The organism is Actinomadura kijaniata NBRC 14229 (assembly GCF_001552175.1).
GTDB classification, from domain to species: Bacteria; Actinomycetota; Actinomycetes; order Streptosporangiales; family Streptosporangiaceae; genus Spirillospora; species Spirillospora kijaniata.
This window is the reverse complement of record NZ_BCQR01000072.1, coordinates 12,111-30,450: the sequence shown is the minus strand read 5'-3', so window position 1 is coordinate 30,450 and position 18,340 is coordinate 12,111. Positions and strand designations below refer to the sequence as shown.

Genomic DNA, 18,340 nt, shown 5'->3' with positions numbered 1-18,340 from the left:
TTCCTCGTGCGCCCGCGCGGCCCGGAGCCGCTCCGCGCCCCCGGACACCCCTGTTGAACCCGGTGGGGGGCGGTGGACGTAGGGCTTCGTGTGCTGCTGTGGGGAGGGGTCCGGGTGTCTGCGGGGCGTTGGCGGAGGGTCGTGTCGTGGGTCGTCACCGGGGCGGCCCTCGCGTTCGTGTTGTTCGCCCTGCTGCTTCCCAACCGGGTGGGGCGGGTCGCCCCCGAGGCGTTCGTCCGGGTGCCCGTCGAGGGGGTGTGCGGGCTCGGGGCGCTGCTCCTGCTGCGGGGGCGCTGGCGGAAGGCCGCCGCCGTCCTGGGTGGAACGCTCCTCGGGGTCGTGCTGGTGGTGAAGGTCCTCGACATGGGGTTCCACGAGGTCCTCGTGCGGCCCTGGGACCCCGTGCTCGACTGGGCCTTCGTGGGGGCGGGGTGGGAGTTCTTCACCGCTTCGTACGGCGGCACGTTCGCCGGGGTGGGGGCGGTGGTGGCGGGGATCGTCGCCGTCGTCCTGATGGCCCTGTCCTCGTTGCGGGTGGCCGGGGTCGCCGGGCGGAACGGCGACGTCGCGGGCCGCGTCGTCATCGGGCTGTGGGCCGTGTGGACGGCGGGGACCGTGTTCGGGACGCAGTTCGTGCCGGGGGTTCCGGTGGCGTCGCGGGACACGGCCCGGCTCGCCGTCGGGCGCGCGCTCAAGGTGCGGGACGGGCTGCGGGACAAGCGGGCGTTCGCCAGGGAGTCCCGGGCCGACGCCTTCCGCGGCGTTCCGGGGGGCCGGATGCTGGAGGCGCTGCGGGGCAAGGACGTCGTGATCGCCTTCGTGGAGAGCTACGGGCGCAGCGCCGTCCAGGATCCGCGGTACGCGCGGCGGGTCGGGGCCGTGCTCGACGCCGGGACCGAGCGGCTGCGCCGGGCCGAGGTCGGGGCCCGCAGCGCCTTCCTGACCTCGTCCACGGCCGGGGGCGGGAGCTGGCTCGCGCACGCCACGCTGCTGTCGGGGGTGTGGATCGACAGCCAGCAGCGGTACCGCGCGCTCGTCTCCGGCGACCGGCTGACGCTCAACGGGGCCTTCCGGCGGGCGGGCTGGCGGACCAGCGCGTTCATGCCCGCCATCACGCGGGCCTGGCCGGAGGGCGGGTTCTTCGAGTACGGCAAGGTCTACGACGCCCGGAACCTCGGCTACCGCGGACCCCGCTTCGCCTACGCCACCATGCCCGACCAGTACACGCTGTCGGCCGTCCAGCGGTTCGAGCGGGACGCCCACGCCGGTCCCGTGATGGTGGAGACCGCGCTGGTGTCCAGCCACGCGCCCTGGGCGGCCGTCCCGAACGGGGTCGTCGACTGGCGGCGGATCGGGGACGGGTCGGTGTTCAACGGGCAGGGCGCGGGGCTGGACGCGCGGATGCCCGCCGACGTGCGCGGCGCGTACCGGCGCTCCATCGAGTACTCGCTGAACACCCTCATCTCCTACGCCGAGACCCACGGCGACGACGACCTGGTGCTGGTCTTCCTCGGCGACCACCAGCCCGCCCCGCTCATCACCGGCGAGAACGCCGGCCGCGACGTGCCGGTCACCGTCGTCGCGCGGGACCGGAAGGTGCTGGACCGGATCGCGGGCTGGGGCTGGCGGGACGGGCTGAGGCCGGGGCCGGACGCCCCGGTGTGGTCGATGCGGGACTTCCGCGACCGGTTCCTGACGGCGTTCGGGTCGCGTCCCGGCCCGAACGCCCACCGCTGACACCGCCGTTTTCTGGGCCTGTGTCCGAACGCCCCGCCGGTTTACCGTGGAGATCGTCCGGTTGGGGAGGCGCCCATGCCGTGTGGTCGTGTGAGTGGTCCCGCGTACGTGCGCGTGGGGTTCGCCGACAGCCTCTATCAGCGGGTCGCCTGGCTGATGCTGACGGCGGCGCTGGACGCGGCGCTGCCGGGGCTGGGGAGCGCGGCGCGGCGGACGCGGGTGATCGTCGACTCCGCCGAGGGGACGGTGGGCGCTCCCGTCGCGTTCGACCCGGAGCGGTGGCTGTCGCTCACCCTGGCGGCCGGGGAGGGCGGGCGGCCGCGGTTCGGGTCGCCGGTCCCGGGGCTCGCGCCGGGGCAGCGCCCGCCGCACGACGCGATGCTCCTGGAACGGCCGCGCTCCGGCGGCGACGACGAGTTCCACGAGGTGCTGGCCGTGCGGCGGCCCGTCCGGTCGCCGCGGGAGGGCGAACGGCCCGTCGCCGAGCCCCCCGCGGAGGAGGAGCGGCCCGAGGACGAGCGGATCCTCACGGTGGCGCGGGCGGTGTCGGCGCTGGCCGCGCTGTCGGAGGAGCCGAAGTCGCGGGAGCGGGCGCGGCAGGTCGCGCTGCTGCTGCCCCCGGCCCTCGGCATGGACCCCGGTGACGTGGAGCGCGTCCTGAACGGGCTCAGCGGCCGCGACGAGCAGGAGCGCTTCCAGCGCGCCCTGGACGACCTGGTGGCCGAGTGCCAGGCGTTCGGGGAGGAGGCGGTCGCCGCCGCATGGCGGCGGCGGGCGCGGCGCGACCATCCGGCGCGGGTCCCGGGCAGGGGCGCGGAGTTCCGGGTCGTGCTGCGGTGCGCGCTGGGCGACCTCGGGGCGCGGATCGTGGACGGCCCGGCGGTGCTGCGGTACGCGCGCAGCGTCGTCCACCTGATGACCTACCAGGAGGGGCTGCCGTGGACCGCCGCCCGGTCGGTGCGGACCGGACGGGCGGTCCGGCAGGTCGTGCTGGCCGACGAGGACGCCGGGATCGCGCTGAACGTCGAGGTCGTCGACGGCGTGCCGCGGTGCAGCCAGATCCTGGCGGCGGACGGGGAGCGGCTGACGCTGTGGGAGGTGCCTAGCCGCGCTGGCGTCGTGCCCATTCGGTGAGGTCGATCGGGCGCGCCGCCCGGCCGCCGATCGGGTGCACGCCGACCAGCAGCTGGCCCCCGCGCTGCTCGATCCGCAGCGGGCCGAGCTGGACGCGGGCGTCGGCGGCGTGGAACGCGGCGACCAGCAGCGCCGCCAGCTCCGGGGACGGTTCCTGCGCGCGGAGCTGGGCGTCGAGGCGCTCGTCCAGGTCGGGGGCCGTGCCGAACAGGTAGCGGGTGTCCCCCGACGGCGGCGTGTAGCCGACGCGCAGCCCGACGGACGCGGCCAGGGCCTCGTACAGGTCGGTGAGGACGGGGCGCGCGGCCTCGTCGGTGGTGGTGATCCGGCCGGGCAGGACGGTGGTGGCGCGCTGGTCGAAGTCGGCGGTCACGGCCGCGCGCAGGGCCGCGAGCTCCGCCTCGGTCGTCTCCAGGGCGCGGACCAGCGACAGGTGGGCGGTCTCGCGCTCGTCGAGGCGGGCGGCGGCGGCCGTGGCGCGTTCGGCGAGGTCGTCCAGGGTCTCGCGGTGGGCGGCGGCGGTCTCGCGCAGCTCGTTGAGGGAGCGGCGGGCGGCCTCCAGGCGGCCGAGGGACTGGCGGAGGTCGGCGACCTCCTTGCGCAGGGTGTTCAGGGTGCGGGAGGCCGTCTCGGCGTCGGCGCGCAGGGCGTCCAGGTCGCCGGTGGTGCGGCGGGCGGTCTCGTCCAGCGTGGCGCGCAGCGCGCGGGCCTCCTCGTCGGTCCTGGTCTCGACGGCCGCCAGGTCGGTGGCGGCGGCGAGGGAGCGCGCGTTCCCGGTGAGCTCGGCCAGGTCGTCGCGGAGCTTCGCCAGTTCGGCGCGGCGCTGCTTGTCGGTGCGCAGCATCATGATCTCCAGCACGACGACCACCCCGGCGAGCAGGATCACCAGGACCGTTACAAAACCCATGAGGCTGGACTATAGGGGCGTTGCCCCCTTCCGTGGGGCGAGCCGGACCCGCAGGTGACCACCGGGATCACGACCATCCGGACGTTCCTGTCTTTTCAAGGAGGATCCGTGTCCGGCGCGCCGTCCCGGCGGACCGCGCGGGCGAGTTCGGCGCGGACGGTGGCGAGGGCCGGGCGCGACAGGCTGGCGCGGCGGGCGACGGTGAGGACCCGGCGGATCACGGGCGGATCGGTGATCCGGCGGACGACGACGCCGGGGGCGCGTTCGGGGTGGGCCAACTCGGGCAGCAGCGTCACGGCCTGGCCCGCGGCGACGAGGGTGAGCAGGGCCGCCTCGTCGGCGGTGTGGTGGCGCAGGTCGGGGGTGAAGCCGCCGTACCTGCGGCACGTGTCCTGGATCGTGCGGCCGTGGCCGAAGCCGGGCGGGCCGCCCGCCCAGACCGCCGACTCCAGGGCCGGGATGTCGGCGTGCGGGAGCGCGGCGGCGGGATGCCCGGCGGGCAGCACCAGCAGCATGTGCTCCTCGTGGAGCACCTCGAACGCCAGTCCCGCCGGGCGCGGCCGGGGCGCGTGCTCGTCCTCCCAGACCACGGCGAGGTCGCAGTCGCGGCGTTCCAGCGCGCCCAGCGCCTGGTCGATCTCGATCCGGGTCTCGACGCGCAGCCCGGGGTGGCGGGCCGACAGGTCGGCGAGGACCGGGGCGAGCAGGCGGGTGGCGGTCTGGAACACCGAGATCCGCACCACGCCCGTCACCGCGCCCGCGGCCGCCGCCATCTCCGCCTCGGCGCGCTCGACGCGGTCCAGCAGGACGTCGGCGTGCCGGACCAGCACGTGGGCGGCCTCGGTGAGGCGCAGGACGCGGCCGTCGCGTTCGAACAGCGGGACGCCCGCCTCGCGCTGCAGGGCGGCGAGCTGGTGGGAGACGGTCGAGGGCGAGTAGGACAGCGCCTCGGCGACGGCGGTGACCGTGCCCCGCCGGTGCAGCTCGGTGAGCAGGCGAAGGCGCTGGAGGTCGAGCATCGTTCGGGAACCTCCGATGTTTTCGGCCGGAATCTTGCGATGGACGGGCCGGATCCCGCCGTCCGACGATCCTCCGTGAGGCCGCTCACGAAGGGAAGACCGCATGGACGCACGTGTGGAACTGATGGTCCGGTACGCGGGCGGATTCTGGCCGGAGGTGATCGACAGCGCGGACGGCGCGTGGCTGACGACCACGGAGGGGCGGCGCGTCCTCGACTTCACCTCGGGCCAGATCTGCGCGACGATCGGGCACGGCCACCCCCGCATCCGGGAGGCGGTCGAGCGCTCCCTGCGCGACGTCGTCCACCTCAACTCGCGGATGCTGTCCACGCCCGTGCTGGACCTGGCCGAACGCCTCGTCGGGGTGCTGCCGGAGGGCCTGGACCGGACGATGTTCGTCAGCACCGGCGGGGAGGCGAACGAGGTCGCGCTGCGGATGGCCAAGCTCGCCACCGGCGGGTTCGAGGTGCTGGCGCTGACGCGGAGCTGGCACGGGATGACGGCGGGGAGCCAGGCGCTGACGTTCTCGGGAGGGCGGCGCGGGCACGGGCCGACACCGCCGGGGATCTTCGCGCTGCCCGCGCCGTACGCCTACCGGTGCCCGGTCCGGCACTGCGCGGGCACCTGCGACACGACCTGCCTGGAGGTCGGGTTCGAGCTGTACGACCAGCAGTCGGTGGGGGCCCCGGCGGCGGTGATCGCCGAGCCGGTGCTGTCGGCGGGCGGGGTGCTGGTGCCGCCGCCGGGGTACTTCGCGCGGCTGGTGGAGCTGGCGCACGAGCGTTCCCTGCTGGTCGTGCTGGACGAGGCGCAGACCGGGTTCGGGCGGCTCGGCGCGATGTTCGCGATGGACCTGTTCGGGGTGACGCCGGACCTGGTGACGCTGTCCAAGACGCTCGGCGGCGGGCTGCCGATCGGGGCGGTGGCGACCACGGCGGGGATCGAGCGGGCCGCCTACGACGCCGGGCTGTTCTACTACACCTCCCACCAGTCCGACCCGCTTCCGGCGGCGGCCGCGCTGGCGGTGCTGGAGGTCGTCGAGGAGGAGGACCTGGCGGCGCGGGCGCGGGAGCGCGGCGAGCGCCTCGGCGGGCACCTGCGGAAGCTGGCCGAACGACACAAGGAGATCGGCGAGGTCCGGGGGATGGGGCTGCTGTGGGGCGTGGAGCTGGTCCGCGACCGGGACACGCGGGAGCCCGCGGTGGAGTTCGGCGACGAGGTCACGCGGCGGTGCGAGACGGCGGGCCTGTGCATGAACGTCGTGCGCGGCGACCGGAGCGGGCTCAGCTCGTGCCTGCGGATCGCGCCGCCGCTGACGGTGACCGACGACGAGATCGACACCGCCGCCGAGATCCTTGACGAGGCGCTGACCGGCGCGAAGAAGGGCTGACACCGCCCCCTCGATCCTTGCGAACGCTGTGCGCTGTTGCGTACATGCATCCCCCTGCGTACAGTGTTCGCAACGAGAGAACGCCGTTCCCGGAAGGGGCGGCGCCGAGAGGGGCTGTGATGGAAGCGCTGCGAGGGCGGCACCCGCGCCGCTGGTGGATCCTGGTCGTGCTCTGCCTGAGCACGCTGGTCCTGGTGATCGACAACATGGTCCTGACGGTGGCGATCCCGCCGCTGGCCGAGGACATCGGCGCGACCCCGCAGGACGCGCAGTGGATCCTGGAGTCCTACATCCTGGTGTTCGCCGGGCTGCTGCTGACGGCGGGCAGCCTGTCGGACCGGTTCGGCCGCCGCCGGGTCATGCTGGTCGGGCTGGCGCTGTTCGGGCTGTCGTCCCTGGCTGCCACCCTCGCCACCGAGCCGTGGCACCTGATCGTCGCCCGCGTGGTGATGGGGATCGGCGGCGCGCTCATCATGCCGAGCACGCTGTCGATCCTGATCACCGTGTTCGACGACGCGGAGCGGCGCACGGCGATGGCCGCCTGGTCGGCGGTCGCGATGGTCGGCCTGGTCGGCGGCCCGGTGCTGGGCGGCGCGCTGATCGCCTGGTTCTGGTGGGGCGCGATCTTCCTGATCAACGTTCCGATCGCGGTGCTGGCGATCGTCGCCGCGCTGGTGCTGATGCCCGAGTCGAAGGGCCCGTGGACCAGGCCGGACCCGCTGGGCGCCGTGCTGTCGGTCGTCGGCATGACCGCCCTGGTGTGGGCGATCATCGAGTGGCCCCGGCACGGCCTGACGCACCCGGTCACGCTGCTGGCGTCCGGCCTGGCCGTCGCCGGTCTCGCCGGGTTCGTCGCCTGGGAGCTGCGCACCGCCTCCCCGATGGTCCCGCTCGGCCTGTTCCGGGCCCGGAACTTCTCCGGCGGCAGCCTGTCGCTGACCCTCGTCCAGATCGGAAACGGCGGCCTGCTGCTGGTGCTGACCCAGTACCTGCAGCTCGTGCTCGGCTACTCCCCCACCGAGGCGGGGCTGGCGTTCCTGCCGATGGCCGTCGCGTCGCTGCTGTTCAACGGCCTGGGCGCGGCCCTCGGCCGGCGGATCGGCAACCGGGCCGCCGCCGCGGGCGGGCTGGCCGTGGTCGCGGCCGCGTTCGCGATCCTGGCCTCGCTGTCGGCCGACGACGGGTTCTGGCCGCTCGGCGTGGCGCTGTTCGTGCTCGGCGCGGGCGGCGGCCTGGCGGCGCCCGCGGCGATCTCGGCCCTGATGAGCACGGTCCCGCCGGAGCAGGCCGGGGTCGGGTCCGCGCTGAACGACACCATCCAGCAGGCCGGCGCCGCCCTGGGCGTGGCGATCCTCGGCAGCGTCGTGACCGCGGGCTTCACCGGGGCCATGCCGGAGGACGCGCCCGAGCGGGCGCGGCGTTCCCTCGGCGAGGCCCTGGCGCTGGGCGACGCGGGCCTCGCGGGGACCGCGCGGGAGGCGTTCACCTCCGCGATGGGCACCGGCTTCACCATCGCCGCCGCGGGGGTGCTGGCCGCCGCGGTGCTCGCCCTGGTGGTGATGCGCGACCCCAGGGGCACCCCGGCCACGGCCGAAGAGGGGGCCGACACGCCCGCCCCCGCCCTCCACTGACACCCCCTTCCTCTTGAAAGAGACCACCGTGACGAACGACGTGACCTGGAACGACAACGGCGACTGGCAGGCCGGCGGCGGGTGGGGCGCCCGCGACTCCCGGGGCCGGGACCTCGACCTGGCGCGCTGGCAGGCGCGGCTGGACGGGCTGCGCGCCGCCCACCGCGTTCCCGGCGCGACCCTGGCGGTGCTGGTGAACGGCCGCGTCCACGAGCTGGCCAGCGGCGTCCTGCACCGGGGCACCGGGGTCGCCGCGACGCCCGACTCGGTGTTCCTGTGCGGATCGATCGCCAAGGTCTACACCGCGACGCTGGTCATGCGGCTGGTCGACGAGGGCCTGCTGGACCTGGACGCGCGGGTCGCCGACGTGCTGCCGGAGTTCGCGACGCCGGACCCGGCGGCCACGCGGGAGATCACCGTCCGGCGGCTGCTGTCGCACACCGGCGGCGTGACCAACGACTTCAACCACGACGGCGGGCGCGGCGACGACTGCCTGGCCGGCTACGTGGCGGCGGCCCGCGACGTGCCGCTGGACTGCCCGCCCGGCACGGCGATCTCCTACGGCGGCCTCGGCTACGTCGTGCTCGGCCGGATCGTCGAGGTGCTGACCGGGATGACCTGGGACCGGGCGCTGCGCGAGAAGGTCCTCGCGCCGCTGGGGCTGGAGCACACGATGACGCTGCCGGAGGAGGCGCTGCGGTTCCGGGCGGCGATGAGCCATCTGGGCGAGGCGGGCGCCGACCCGGAGCCGGCCCCGGCGTGGGACCTGATGCCGCGTTCCGTCGGGCCCGCCGGGCGGATCATCTCGTCGGCCGGTGACATGGCCCGCTTCGCCGGGATGCACCTGGACGGGGGCCTCGCCCCCGACGGGACGCGCGTGCTGGAGCCCGGGACCGTCGCGGCGATGCGGCGCCGCGAGGCCGAGGTCCCCGACAAGTGGACCGTCAGCGCCGACGGCTGGGGCCTCGGCTGGACGCTGTACGACTGGGACGGCGTCGCGGGCTACGGCCACGACGGCGCGGCCATCGGCCAGTACGCCTACCTGCGCGTCGTCCCGTCGGCCGGGGTGGCGGTGGTGCTGCTGACCAACGGCGGGGGCGCGCGGCGGCTGTACCACGAGCTCTTCCGCGAGCTGCTGGCCGAGCTGGCGGGGGTGCGGATGCCGGAGCCGTTCGGCGCCCCGGCGACGCCGCCCGCGATCGACGTGGCGCCGTTCACCGGCACCTACCGGCGGGCGGGCGTGGTGGTCACCGTGGGCGAGAGGGACGGCGCGCCGCACATGCGGTACGAGTTCGTGGACGACATGAAGGACGTGTCGCCGCCGCTGGACATGGACCTGACGCCGGTGATGGAGACCGAGCACGGGACGGTGTTCGCGGCGTCGGGCGCGGGGCCGTCGTTCAGCGAGGACCACATGCCGGTGGTGTTCTCGACGCTGTCGGACGGCACGGAGTGCGTGTACGTGGGGATGCGCGCGACGCCGAAGGTCCCGGCCGCCGAGGGCTAGGCCCGGTCCGGCGCGGAGCGCCGTGTCGCGTACACGGCCAGGGCGCCGAGGGCCAGCAGGGCCCAGCCGCCCGAGACCGGTTCGAGCAGGGCCACCGGGACGCCGGACAGCAGCAGGAGCCAGCCGATCTCGACGGGCAGCGCGCCGGTGGCGAGCACGCTCCTCCTGGCCAGCAGGCCGAGGCCGACCAGCGCGACGCCGCTGAACATGAACCACAGCGCCGTCATGCGGGGGGCGTCGTCGTTGGCGACGGTGTTCCACAGGCCCTCCGCCAGCATGTCGCGCCAGTGCGGGGCCGACTCGACCGCGCCCACCGCCAGGTGCGCGGCGGCGGCGGCCAGGATCAGGCGGGGGAGCCAGCGGTGGAGTCCCGTGGGGTTCATGACGGTCCCTTCTTCCCGGGCGCGGCGCCCGTGTCGGCCATGGCGGCGACGATCAGGTGGTGGAGCGGATGGACGGCGGTGAGGGCGGCGACGGGCCTCACGGCGCCGGGCTCCTCTCCGGGGCGGCGGCCGTCGCGTCCGCCCGCCCCAGGACCAGGGCGCACAGGGCGCGCTTGTCCTCGTGCGGGAGCGGGGGCGCCAGGTGCGCGCCCCCGATCAGCACCAGGTACACCAGCGTGGCCGTCCGGTCCGGGTCGGCGTGGCCGGCCCGCTCGCACAGGTCCCGCACGTAGGCGACGCGGGTGGCGTCCACGCGTTCCTGCACCGCCGCCGCCTCGGGGTCCTGCTTGGCCCAGGCCCGGACCGCGATCTCCAGGTCCGGGGTGGTGTCCCGGAGCGCCTCGGCGACCAGCAGGTCGAGCCGTTCCCGCGCGGGCAGGTCGGCCGCGCCCTCGACCGCGTCGATGACCGCGGTCGTGTACTCGGCCTCGAAGTGGGCCAGCAGCCGGGTCCGGAACTTCGGCACCGACCCGAAGTGGTGGTAGAACGCCCCCTTCGACATGCCCATGCGCTCGCAGACCCGCTCCAGCGTCACCGCCGGGGCGCCCTGCTCGGCCAGCAGCCGCAGGCCCTCCGCCAGCCACTCCCGGGCTCCCCCGCTCTCCATGCGTCCACCTCCATACCAAAATGTTTGGTATGGACCCTACACGGCCGGACGGGCCCGCGCTCCGCGGGTGGGGTGTCCGGCCGTCAGCCGACGAGTTCGCAGTCCGTGGCGCGGGGCTGGCCCCAGTCGTTGCTCTGGAACTTGCGGCGGATCTCCACGTCGCACTCCACGACGCTGCCCTGGCGGATCTCCTTGGGCAGGTCGCCGCGGCGCAGCCAGGGGACGTCGGTGCGCGGGACGGTGCCGCTGTCGTCCTTGCGGACCTGCTTCACCGTGGACGACAGGACGGTGACGTTCACGTTGGAGTCCTCGGACGCGAACATGGGGTTCTCGGCGACGCGGGCCTTGACGCGGCCCTCGGCCATCACGGGGGTGAACGCGCCGCAGCCCGTGGTGAGGCCCGTGGTGAGGAGCGCCAGCGCCGCGCCCAGAGTGATGGCCTTGACCCGCATCCGTGCTCCGTCCGGTGGTGTCGTCCGTGGGGTTCGCGATTCTGACGTGACGGTGGTGGCGGCGGTTCCCGCGCAGGTCAGATGTGTGCCTCGATCTGGCGGACGGGATGTCCCAGGGCCTCGCCGAGGGCGGCCAGGTCGGCGCCGGACAGGGGCTGGCGCTCGGGGTTCCAGGCGGCGATCTCGAAGCGGGCGAAGCCGCACGGCCAGTCGTAGCGGAGGTCGGTCAGGGGGATCCGCGCGCCGCAGCAGGGGACGGTGGCCTCCAGCGCGGTCAGCCCCTCCCGCTCCTCCGCCTCCTCGGCCAGCTCGTCGAACCAGTCGGAGATCTCGCGGCCGCAGCGGGGGCAGGTGACGTGCTGGAGGTTCTCGTGGGGGTGCACGATCGCGACGCGGTCGTACCAGTCGATCTCGACCTCGGGGTCGGGCTCCTCCGGGTAGAGCAGGGCGCGCAGCAGGTCGGCGCAGGCGTCGGCCGCCTCGGGGGACGGCTGCCAGCGGGGGTCGGTGGGGATCACCGACACGACGAAGTCGCTCACCGGAGGATCATGGCAGGGGCCGCCGGCGGCCCGCCCGCGAGGGGCGGGCCGGGCGCGTCACATCGGGTTGTCGCGGAGCCAGAGCTCGATCAGCTGGTCGGTCTCGGCCGTCGTCGGCTGGATGCTCTTCTCCTGGTGGTCCACCTTCAGGCCGACCGGGACCAGGGCCGGGACCTGGCCGCTGTGCAGGGCCTGCCGTTCGGGGAGCTGCTCGTAGGGGCCGGGGCGCCACCAGTAGAGGCGGGGGGTGATCGCCTTCTCGCCCGCCTGGAAGTGGCGCTCGACCAGCTCCTGCATCGTCTCGAACGCCGCGAACAGGTGCACCGGGCCGATCACGTGGACCACCACGTACTCGGGGATCGGGAACGCCACCAGCGCGCCGTACCGGGCCGCCGCCGGGTCCACGTACCGGCTCAGGACGTGGACGTGGGAGCCGACGTAGCGGTGGGTGCCGCCGACGTGCATGATCGGGACGCCCTGGATGTCGTCGGTGCGGGAGTAGTGCTCCTCCCGGTCCAGGGACGCCTCCAGGGCCGCGCCGAAGGCGGCCTCCTCGGTGACCCCGTTCAGCTCGCCGCGGTTCAGCGGCATCAGCGAGTCGGGGTAGTCCACGACCACCGTCTCCAGCAGGCCGGGGGCCAGGGGACGGGTGACCAGGGCCGACCGCATCTCGGGGGTCAGCGCCTCGTCGGGGTAGAGGCGCAGCCGGAACCGCTCGCCGTCCAGGAGGTTCCGGGTGTCGGAGTGGGTGGCGCTGCGGGCGAACATCGTGGCGGTCTGCTCGGCGTACTGCGCCGCGATCCCGGGCAGGTCGGCGCGGGAGTTGCGGCCCGCGTACCGCCGCCACTCGGTGATGTCCTGGGTGGTGGCGGTGCCGTCCGGCAGCGTGAGCCGCAACGTGTCGGGCCGGAGCAGCGACGCCGTCATGCCGCGTTCAGCGAAGGCGCGCAGCAGGGCGTCACCGATGATGTCGGGTGCGGGGGCCGACATGGTCCTCCTGTCGTGATCGTGGAGCGGTCGCTCCTTAGACTCCCCGGACGGCCCGGCGGTTCGGCCTGGTCGGGGACCGATTCGCCGGAGGCCGCCCCGCCGTCCGGCCCGCTGTGCCTACAGTGGTGCCCTCAGGCGGCGGCGCGCGCGGCACCGCCGAGACGCGTTCCTGGGCCCGGCGTTCTCGGGCGGCCGGCCGGGTCTCCGGGACGGTGGGAACCCGAACGGCCGTCCGCGTCCCGTGGCCTCCGGCGGACGCGGGGCGGGCGCGGCTGGATGTGGCCGGAGGGGAATGCAGGGCCGGGCGGCGCGCCGCGGACGGCGGGTCCGGGCCTGCCTCGATAGGGGCCCATCCAGTCCGCGCCGGAAATCAATCCAGGTCATGGCGTGTTGTCCGGGGGATTGTCCCGTTTTCGGAGAGGTGTTTCCCGTGCGCGTCGAGATCTGGTCGGACGTGATCTGCCCGTGGTGCTACATCGGTAAGCGGCGGTTCGAGAAGGCGCTGGCGGCGTTCCCGCAGCGGGACCGGGTGGAGGTCGTCCACCGGTCGTTCCAGCTCGACCCGGACGCGCCGCGGGACGAGACCCGGCTGACGGTGGACATGCTGTCCGCCAAGTACGGGATGACCCCCGAACGCGCCGCCGCGATGGAACGCGAGATGGAGCGCCGCGCCGCCGAGGACGGCCTGGAGTACCACCTGGACGGGGGCCGGGTCGGGAACACCGCCGACGCGCACCGGCTGCTGCACCTGGCGCGGGAGAACGGCGTGCAGAACGCGGTGGTCGAGGCGTTCTACCGGGCGCACTTCACCGACCGGCGATCCCTGTTCGACCGGGACGAGCTGGTGGCGGTCGCCGTGGAGGCGGGGCTCGACGGCGACGCGGCGCGCGCGGCGCTGGAGTCCGGGGCGTACGCCGCGGAGATCGCGGCCGACCAGCGCGAGGCGCGGGAGCTCGGCGCGACCGGGGTGCCGTTCTTCGTGGTGGACCGCCGGTACGGCGTCGCGGGGGCGCAGCCGGCGGAGGCGTTCGCGGAGGTGCTCCGGCGGGCGTGGGCGGACGCGCAGCCGTCGATCACCCTGGTCGGGGAGGACGGCGACGCCTGCGCCGACGGGGCCTGCGCGGTCCCCGAGCGGTCCTGACGGTCAGGAGGCCGGGCCCGCCTCCCGGGTGGGCTCGGTCTTCGGGTCGTCGTCGAGCGCCTCGCGCTCCCTGGCGTGGTACTCCTTCAGACCCTCGGGAAGATCGGTGAAGTCGTCGATCGGGACGTCCCGGGGAACGATGTGCGGGGCCTCCCCCGGCGGGGCGGGTTCGCCGATCTCGGTTCCGGCGCGCAGCGCCACGATGTCGGACTCGCCGCCTATTCCTCCGGCCCTGGTCATCGTCGTCTCCTTCGGTGTACGCCTGGGTTGGGATTCGTTCCCCGTGGGGGCGTTTCACACCTCAGGGGCGGAGGGGGACCGGCCGGGGGCTCAGAGCGCCGTGCGCAGCGCCTCGCAGGCGGCCAGCAGGCGGTCCCGCAGCGGGCGGGCGCGTTCGGCGAACTCCTGCTGGCGGCGGGCGTAGTCGGCGCGGCCCTCGGGCGTCTCGATCCGGACCGGCTCGTAGCCGAGGGCGCGCAGGTCGTAGGGGCTGGCGCGCATGTCGAGGGTGCGCACGTCGCGGGCCAGCTCGAAGCAGTCGGCCACCAGATCGCCACTGACCAGCGGCGACAGCTTGTAGGCCCACTTGTACAGGTCCATGTTGGCGTGCAGGCAGCCGGGCTGCTCCAGGTCCTTCTGGCCGTCGCGGGTGGGCTGGAGCGCGTTGAGCGGGCGGGCCCGCGGGGTGAAGAAGCGGAACGCGTCGAAGTGGCTGCACCGGACGCCGCGCTCCTCCACGACGGCCGCGACGCCGTCCGGGCCGAGGCGCAGCGGCCAGGACGCGTGCCGGACCTCGGGGGTGCGGTAGACCATCGCCCACTCGTGCAGGCCGAAGCAGCCGAAGAACGCGGGCCGGGAGGCGGTGGCGGCCAGGAGCCCGGCGATCCAGTCGACGGACTTCTTGCGGCGCTCCATGAGCGCGGCGGTGTCGAGGGTCGCGCCGTCGGGGGTGTCGCGGTAGTCGCGGCCGTAGTCGGCGGCGTTCCGCAGGACGACGCCCGCGCCGGGGTGCCACTGGCGGAGCTTGGCGGGGCGGTGGCTGTAGTAGGTGAACAGGAAGTCCTCGACGGGATGGCTCCGGCCCTGCTCGCGGCGCTCCAGGTGCGGGTTCACCCACGCGTCGACCCGGGCCCGGTGCGCCTGCGCGCGGGCCCGCCACTCCCGTTCCTCCAGAACCTCCACGGGCGCATGGTATGCGAGCCCGTGGAGGTTCCCCCGCCTCGTCGGCGTCAGGAGGAGGGCTCGACGAACTGCATGTCGAGCTGGATCTTGACGGTGTCGCCGAGCATGCCCGCGCCGAAGCCCAGGCCGAACTCCTTGCGGCTCAGCTCGCCGGTCGCCTCGAAGCCCGCGTGGCGGCTGCCGGTGCCGGGGAACTCCCGGACGCCGTCGAACTCCACGGCGAACGTGATCGGCCGCGTGACGTCGCCGATCGTGAGGTCCCCGGCCATGGTCCAGTCCTCGCCGGAGCCGGTGATCGCGGTGGAGCGGAACGTCATGCGGGGGCGGCGCGCGACGTCGAGCATGTCCTCCTGCTTGACGTGGGCGTCGCGGTCGGCGTTGCCGGTGTCGATGGAGGCGATCTCCACGGTGGCGGTGACCTCGACGTCGGCCAGGGTCTCGCCGACCCGCAGGGCCGCGGTGAAGTCGTTGAAGCGGCCGCGGACCTTGGAGATGCCGAGGTGGCGGATGACGAACCCGACCGACGAGTGGAGCGGGTCGAGCGCCCAGTCGCCGGGCGCCAGGGGCAGGGCGGTGGTTCCGGTGTTCACGGTTTCGGTGCTCATGGCCCCCACGCTGCCGGGGAGCGCGGCGGGGAGGGAGACCGCGCTGAGACTGGCCCTGACACGGCCACGATAAGACGGCGGGGCGGCGGTTACCGTGGCCGTTGTGAGCGACAACGAGCTGGGAACGTTCCTGCGGCTGCGCCGCGAGTCCGTCACCCCCGCCGAGGTGGGCCTGCCCACCGGGCCGCGGCGGCGGACGCCCGGGTTGCGGCGGTCCGAGCTGGCGACGCTCGCCGGGATCAGCGTGGAGTACCTGACCAGGCTGGAGCAGGGCCGGGACCGCAACCCGTCGCCCCAGGTGCTGGCGGCGATCGCCGACGCGCTGCGGCTGTCGCACGAGGAGCGCATGCACCTGCTGTTCGCGACCAAGCACGCGGGCGGCAGGACCAGCCTGCTGACCTGCCCGGCCGAGATGCCGCCGACGCTGCGGCCCCGCGCCACGGTGCTGGCGCTGCTGGAGCGCCTGGAGCCGACGCCCGCCGTGGTCGTCAACCGCCTCAACGACCTGATCGCCTACACCTCCGGCTACGAGCGCCTGGTGCGGCCGCTGGGGATCCTGGACGGCGAACGGCCGAACCTGGTGCGCTACGTGTTCGCGAACCCGCGTTCCCGCGACGCGTTCCCCGACTGGGAGTGGGTCGCGACGCAGCAGGCGGCGGTGTTGAAGGACGACGCGGTGCGGATCGACGAGCACGCGGCGGCCCTCGCGCGGGAACTGACGCTGGTGGCGGGGGCGGCGTTCACCGAGCGGGTCGCGGCCGCGGCGGCGTTCGCGGCGCGGAGCGGGACGCAGCGGATCGCGCACCCGGAGGGGGAGCTGCGGCTGGCGTTCGAGTCGCTGGCGCTGCCCGACACCGACGGCCAGGAGCTGGTCGTGTACCTGCCGGACGACGAGGCGACGGCGCGGGTCCTGGACCGGATCACGGGGCGGCGGCCGGGAACGCTGCGGATGGTCACCGCCTGATCCCGCAGCACCGTCTGGTTCGTACCATTTCAGGGTGATCCCCCTGGACGGACCCCGGACGGCCCGGACCATCGCCGTCGCGGCGCTGTCGGCGTTCGTCGGCGTGTACGTGGTCGGGGCGTTCGGGCGGCCGGGCGCGGTCGCGCTGGTGCCGCTGGAGCTGGCGGTGCTGGCGTCGCTGCTGCCGCACGTGGTGCCGGGGCTGGCCCGGTTCCGGCGGTGGTGGCTGCCGGTGGCGCAGACCGGGGCCGCGGCGGTGGCCGTGGCGGGGTTCGGCGGGCCGGTCGGGCTGCTCGGGGTGGCGGCCGGGGCGCTGCTGCTGGGGTCGCGGTGGTGGGCGTCGGCGCTGGTCGTCGCCGCCGGGGTGGGGGTCGCGGCGGCGCGGGCGGCGTCGGTGGCGGGCGCGCTCGACGCGGCGGGGACGGTCGTGCTGGCCGCGCTGGCGACCTACGGGCTGTGCGCGCTGACCGAACGCGTGGAGGCGGCGGGCGCGGCGCGGCTGACGCGGGCGCTGACGGCCGTACGGGAGGAGCGGCTGCGGGTCGCCACCCTGCTGGAGGCGAGCATCGGGCGGGCGCTGGAGGCGCTGGCGCGGCCGGGGGACGCGGCGGCGGCGCTGCCGGTGGCGCGGTCGGCGCTGAGCACGGCGCGGGAGGCCGCCGCCGACCTGCGGAGCCTGTCGCTGGCGCCGGAGATCGCGACGGCGCGGTCGCTGCTGGCGGCGGCCGGGGTCGAGGTGGCGGTGGACGTCCGGCACGCCGAGCCGCTGGGGCAGGCGGGGGCGCTGCTGGCGACCGTGCTGCGGGAGGCGGTGACCGACGTGGTGCGGCTGGGGACCGCGCGGCGGTGCGTGATCGAGACCGACGAGCAGGGCGGGCTGCTGACGTTGCGGGTGATCAGCGACGGCGTGCCGACCGCGGCGCGGGGCGCGGAGGCGCTGGAGGACGTGCGGCGGCGGCTGGCGGCGGCCGGGGGGCGGCTGGACACCGGGCTGGACGCCGGCGGAAGGTTCCGGGTCGCGGCGTCGGTGCAGGTGACCGCGGTGCCGCGGCCCCGGCCGAGCGCGGAACGCCGGATGTCGCTGGCGCTGCTCGGGGTGGTGCTGGTGGGGCTGTCGCTGCGCGGGCTGTTGCAGGTCCCCCCGTCGCGGCTGTGGATCGCGGTCCCGGCGCTGGCGGTGGTCTGCGGGGCGCAGTTCCTGTGGACGCGGCCGCGCGTGCGCCACTGGCCGTGGTTCCTGGGCGCGCAGGCGGTGCTGAGCTACCTGCCGATGCCGTGGCTCGGCGGGGCGTGGGCCCCGGTGCCGGGGTTCCTGCTGGGGTCGCTGCTGCTGCTGTTCGGGGCGGCGGCGTGGCCGGTCGCCGTGCTGGTCGTCGCGAGCGTGGGCGTGCTCGCGCCCGTCCTCGGCGCGGACGCCGCGACGACCGCGAACGCGATGGTCAGCGCCCTGGTCACCGGCCTGATCGTCTACGGGATGGCGTCCCTGGCGCGGCTGTCGGACGAGCTGCGCGCCGCCGGGGCGGACCTGGCGCGTTCGGCGGTGGTCTCCGAGCGGCTGCGCGCCGCCCGCGACCTGCACGACCTGCTGGGCCAGAGCCTCACGGCGATCCTGCTGAAGGCGGAGCTGGCCCGCCGCCTGCCGCCCGACCGGGCCGGCGCCGAGCTGGCCGACATCGCGGCGATGGCCGAACGCGCCCGCGCCGACATGGCGACCGTCGCCGGTGAGGCCCCGCGACTGGAGCTGGCGAAGGAGGTGGAGACGGCGCGGTCGATCCTGGCGGCGGCCGGCATCGAGGTGACCGTGACCGTCGCGGGCGACCCCCCGGACGAGGCCCAACCGGTCCTGGCGGTGGTGCTGCGCGAGGCGGTCACGAACGTGCTGCGGCACAGCGCCGCGACGCGCTGCGCCGTCGAGGTCTCGGCGGCCGGCCTGACGGTCCGCAACGACGGGGTGTCCGGCGCGGTGACTCCCCCGGGCTCCGGGCTGGGCAACCTGGCCACCCGCCTGTCCGCGGTGGACGCCGCCCTGACCGCGGGACCGGCCGGGGACGGCGGCTTCGTCCTCACCGCTGCACTCCGCCCCGCCCCCTGA

18 protein-coding genes are annotated in these 18,340 nt (G+C 75.1%); 8 read left to right on the top strand and 10 right to left on the bottom strand.

Going from position 1 to position 18,340, the window contains the following annotated elements; genetic code table 11:
• Nucleotides 1–114 precede the first annotated feature (114 nt).
• Together AKI01S_RS22930 and AKI01S_RS22925 are read left to right on the top strand one after the other, a co-directional pair.
• Complete coding sequence (locus tag AKI01S_RS22930; protein WP_084000100.1) at nucleotides 115–1,737, top strand: alkaline phosphatase family protein; 1,623 nt, start codon at nucleotides 115–117, stop codon at nucleotides 1,735–1,737.
• Nucleotides 1,738–1,827: 90 nt separating this feature from the next.
• Complete coding sequence (locus AKI01S_RS22925) at nucleotides 1,828–2,871, top strand: hypothetical protein (protein WP_157420044.1); 1,044 nt, start codon at nucleotides 1,828–1,830, stop codon at nucleotides 2,869–2,871.
• Here the strand turns inward: AKI01S_RS22925 and AKI01S_RS22920 are convergent.
• Both AKI01S_RS22920 and AKI01S_RS22915 read right to left on the bottom strand, forming a co-directional pair.
• Nucleotides 2,840–3,778, bottom strand: coding sequence for a hypothetical protein (locus AKI01S_RS22920; RefSeq protein ID WP_157420042.1), 939 nt, complete (start codon nucleotides 3,776–3,778; stop codon nucleotides 2,840–2,842). The two genes, AKI01S_RS22925 and AKI01S_RS22920, sit on opposite strands and share 32 nt — an antisense overlap.
• 95 nt (nucleotides 3,779–3,873) lie before the next feature.
• The gene (locus AKI01S_RS22915) at nucleotides 3,874–4,797 is read right to left on the bottom strand and encodes a LysR family transcriptional regulator (RefSeq protein ID WP_067821564.1); all 924 of its coding nucleotides are present in this window, start codon (nucleotides 4,795–4,797) and stop codon (nucleotides 3,874–3,876) included.
• A 103-nt stretch (nucleotides 4,798–4,900) separates the two neighbouring features.
• Here AKI01S_RS22915 and AKI01S_RS22910 point away from each other — a divergent pair, with 103 nt between their 5' ends.
• From AKI01S_RS22910 to AKI01S_RS22900, 3 genes are all read left to right on the top strand, one after another.
• Nucleotides 4,901–6,187 (top strand): aspartate aminotransferase family protein, encoded by a 1,287-nt coding sequence (locus tag AKI01S_RS22910; RefSeq protein ID WP_067821561.1) that lies wholly within the window; start codon nucleotides 4,901–4,903, stop codon nucleotides 6,185–6,187.
• A gap of 119 nt (nucleotides 6,188–6,306) precedes the next feature.
• On the top strand, nucleotides 6,307–7,818 hold the full coding sequence (locus tag AKI01S_RS22905; RefSeq protein WP_067821557.1) for an MFS transporter: 1,512 nt from the start codon (nucleotides 6,307–6,309) through the stop codon (nucleotides 7,816–7,818).
• 28 nt (nucleotides 7,819–7,846) lie between these two features.
• A complete protein-coding gene (locus AKI01S_RS22900) occupies nucleotides 7,847–9,325 on the top strand; it encodes a serine hydrolase domain-containing protein (protein ID WP_067821554.1) in 1,479 nt (492 codons plus the stop codon).
• On the opposite strand, the gene AKI01S_RS22895 is transcribed toward AKI01S_RS22900, so the two are convergent.
• The 5 genes from AKI01S_RS22895 to AKI01S_RS22875 all read right to left on the bottom strand — a co-directional run bounded on the left by AKI01S_RS22895 (nucleotide 9,322) and on the right by AKI01S_RS22875 (nucleotide 12,356).
• The gene (locus tag AKI01S_RS22895) at nucleotides 9,322–9,708 is read right to left on the bottom strand and encodes a DUF6463 family protein (protein WP_067821551.1); all 387 of its coding nucleotides are present in this window, start codon (nucleotides 9,706–9,708) and stop codon (nucleotides 9,322–9,324) included. The two genes, AKI01S_RS22900 and AKI01S_RS22895, sit on opposite strands and share 4 nt — an antisense overlap.
• Before the next feature lie 97 nt (nucleotides 9,709–9,805).
• Nucleotides 9,806–10,375 carry a TetR/AcrR family transcriptional regulator gene (locus AKI01S_RS22890; protein WP_067821548.1) on the bottom strand — a complete coding sequence of 190 codons (570 nt, stop codon included), beginning with the start codon at nucleotides 10,373–10,375 and terminating at the stop codon, nucleotides 9,806–9,808.
• An 83-nt stretch (nucleotides 10,376–10,458) separates the two neighbouring features.
• A complete protein-coding gene (locus AKI01S_RS22885; RefSeq protein WP_067821545.1) occupies nucleotides 10,459–10,827 on the bottom strand; it encodes a fascin domain-containing protein in 369 nt (122 codons plus the stop codon).
• A 77-nt stretch (nucleotides 10,828–10,904) separates the two neighbouring features.
• Nucleotides 10,905–11,366, bottom strand: coding sequence for a hypothetical protein (locus AKI01S_RS22880; RefSeq protein ID WP_067821543.1), 462 nt, complete (start codon nucleotides 11,364–11,366; stop codon nucleotides 10,905–10,907).
• Nucleotides 11,367–11,423: 57 nt separating this feature from the next.
• Entirely contained in the window at nucleotides 11,424–12,356 is a 933-nt protein-coding gene (locus tag AKI01S_RS22875; protein ID WP_067821540.1) for a hypothetical protein, read from the bottom strand.
• Nucleotides 12,357–12,786: 430 nt separating this feature from the next.
• On the opposite strand from AKI01S_RS22875, the gene AKI01S_RS22870 reads away from it, so the two are divergent.
• On the top strand, nucleotides 12,787–13,497 hold the full coding sequence (locus AKI01S_RS22870) for a DsbA family oxidoreductase (protein ID WP_067821537.1): 711 nt from the start codon (nucleotides 12,787–12,789) through the stop codon (nucleotides 13,495–13,497).
• Between the two features lie 3 nt (nucleotides 13,498–13,500).
• On the opposite strand, the gene AKI01S_RS22865 is transcribed toward AKI01S_RS22870, so the two are convergent.
• The 3 genes from AKI01S_RS22865 to AKI01S_RS22855 form a co-directional block, all read right to left on the bottom strand.
• Nucleotides 13,501–13,737 carry a hypothetical protein gene (locus AKI01S_RS22865; protein WP_067821534.1) on the bottom strand — a complete coding sequence of 79 codons (237 nt, stop codon included), beginning with the start codon at nucleotides 13,735–13,737 and terminating at the stop codon, nucleotides 13,501–13,503.
• 90 nt (nucleotides 13,738–13,827) lie between these two features.
• A complete protein-coding gene (locus AKI01S_RS22860; protein ID WP_067821531.1) occupies nucleotides 13,828–14,679 on the bottom strand; it encodes a 3-methyladenine DNA glycosylase in 852 nt (283 codons plus the stop codon).
• 47 nt (nucleotides 14,680–14,726) lie between these two features.
• Nucleotides 14,727–15,284, bottom strand: coding sequence for a YceI family protein (locus AKI01S_RS22855; RefSeq protein WP_067821528.1), 558 nt, complete (start codon nucleotides 15,282–15,284; stop codon nucleotides 14,727–14,729).
• A gap of 103 nt (nucleotides 15,285–15,387) precedes the next feature.
• Here AKI01S_RS22855 and AKI01S_RS22850 point away from each other — a divergent pair, with 103 nt between their 5' ends.
• Together AKI01S_RS22850 and AKI01S_RS22845 are read left to right on the top strand one after the other, a co-directional pair.
• On the top strand, nucleotides 15,388–16,248 hold the full coding sequence (locus tag AKI01S_RS22850; RefSeq protein ID WP_067821526.1) for a helix-turn-helix domain-containing protein: 861 nt from the start codon (nucleotides 15,388–15,390) through the stop codon (nucleotides 16,246–16,248).
• Nucleotides 16,249–16,282: 34 nt separating this feature from the next.
• Nucleotides 16,283–18,340 carry a sensor histidine kinase gene (locus AKI01S_RS22845; protein WP_218009776.1) on the top strand — a complete coding sequence of 686 codons (2,058 nt, stop codon included), beginning with the start codon at nucleotides 16,283–16,285 and terminating at the stop codon, nucleotides 18,338–18,340.

Bases quoted from the DNA above. Each gene is read 5' to 3' on its own strand.
- AKI01S_RS22905 (WP_067821557.1), top strand. From the start codon at position 6,307: ATGGAAGCGCTGCGAGGGCGGCACCCGCGCCGCTGGTGGATCCTGGTC.
- AKI01S_RS22915 (WP_067821564.1), bottom strand. From the start codon at position 4,797: ATGCTCGACCTCCAGCGCCTTCGCCTGCTCACCGAGCTGCACCGGCGG.
- AKI01S_RS22855 (WP_067821528.1), bottom strand. From the start codon at position 15,284: ATGAGCACCGAAACCGTGAACACCGGAACCACCGCCCTGCCCCTGGCG.
- AKI01S_RS22875 (WP_067821540.1), bottom strand. From the start codon at position 12,356: ATGTCGGCCCCCGCACCCGACATCATCGGTGACGCCCTGCTGCGCGCC.
- AKI01S_RS22910 (WP_067821561.1), top strand. From the start codon at position 4,901: ATGGACGCACGTGTGGAACTGATGGTCCGGTACGCGGGCGGATTCTGG.
- AKI01S_RS22865 (WP_067821534.1), bottom strand. From the start codon at position 13,737: ATGACCAGGGCCGGAGGAATAGGCGGCGAGTCCGACATCGTGGCGCTG.
- AKI01S_RS22895 (WP_067821551.1), bottom strand. From the start codon at position 9,708: ATGAACCCCACGGGACTCCACCGCTGGCTCCCCCGCCTGATCCTGGCC.
- AKI01S_RS22920 (WP_157420042.1), bottom strand. From the start codon at position 3,778: ATGGGTTTTGTAACGGTCCTGGTGATCCTGCTCGCCGGGGTGGTCGTC.
- AKI01S_RS22885 (WP_067821545.1), bottom strand. From the start codon at position 10,827: ATGCGGGTCAAGGCCATCACTCTGGGCGCGGCGCTGGCGCTCCTCACC.
- AKI01S_RS22890 (WP_067821548.1), bottom strand. From the start codon at position 10,375: ATGGAGAGCGGGGGAGCCCGGGAGTGGCTGGCGGAGGGCCTGCGGCTG.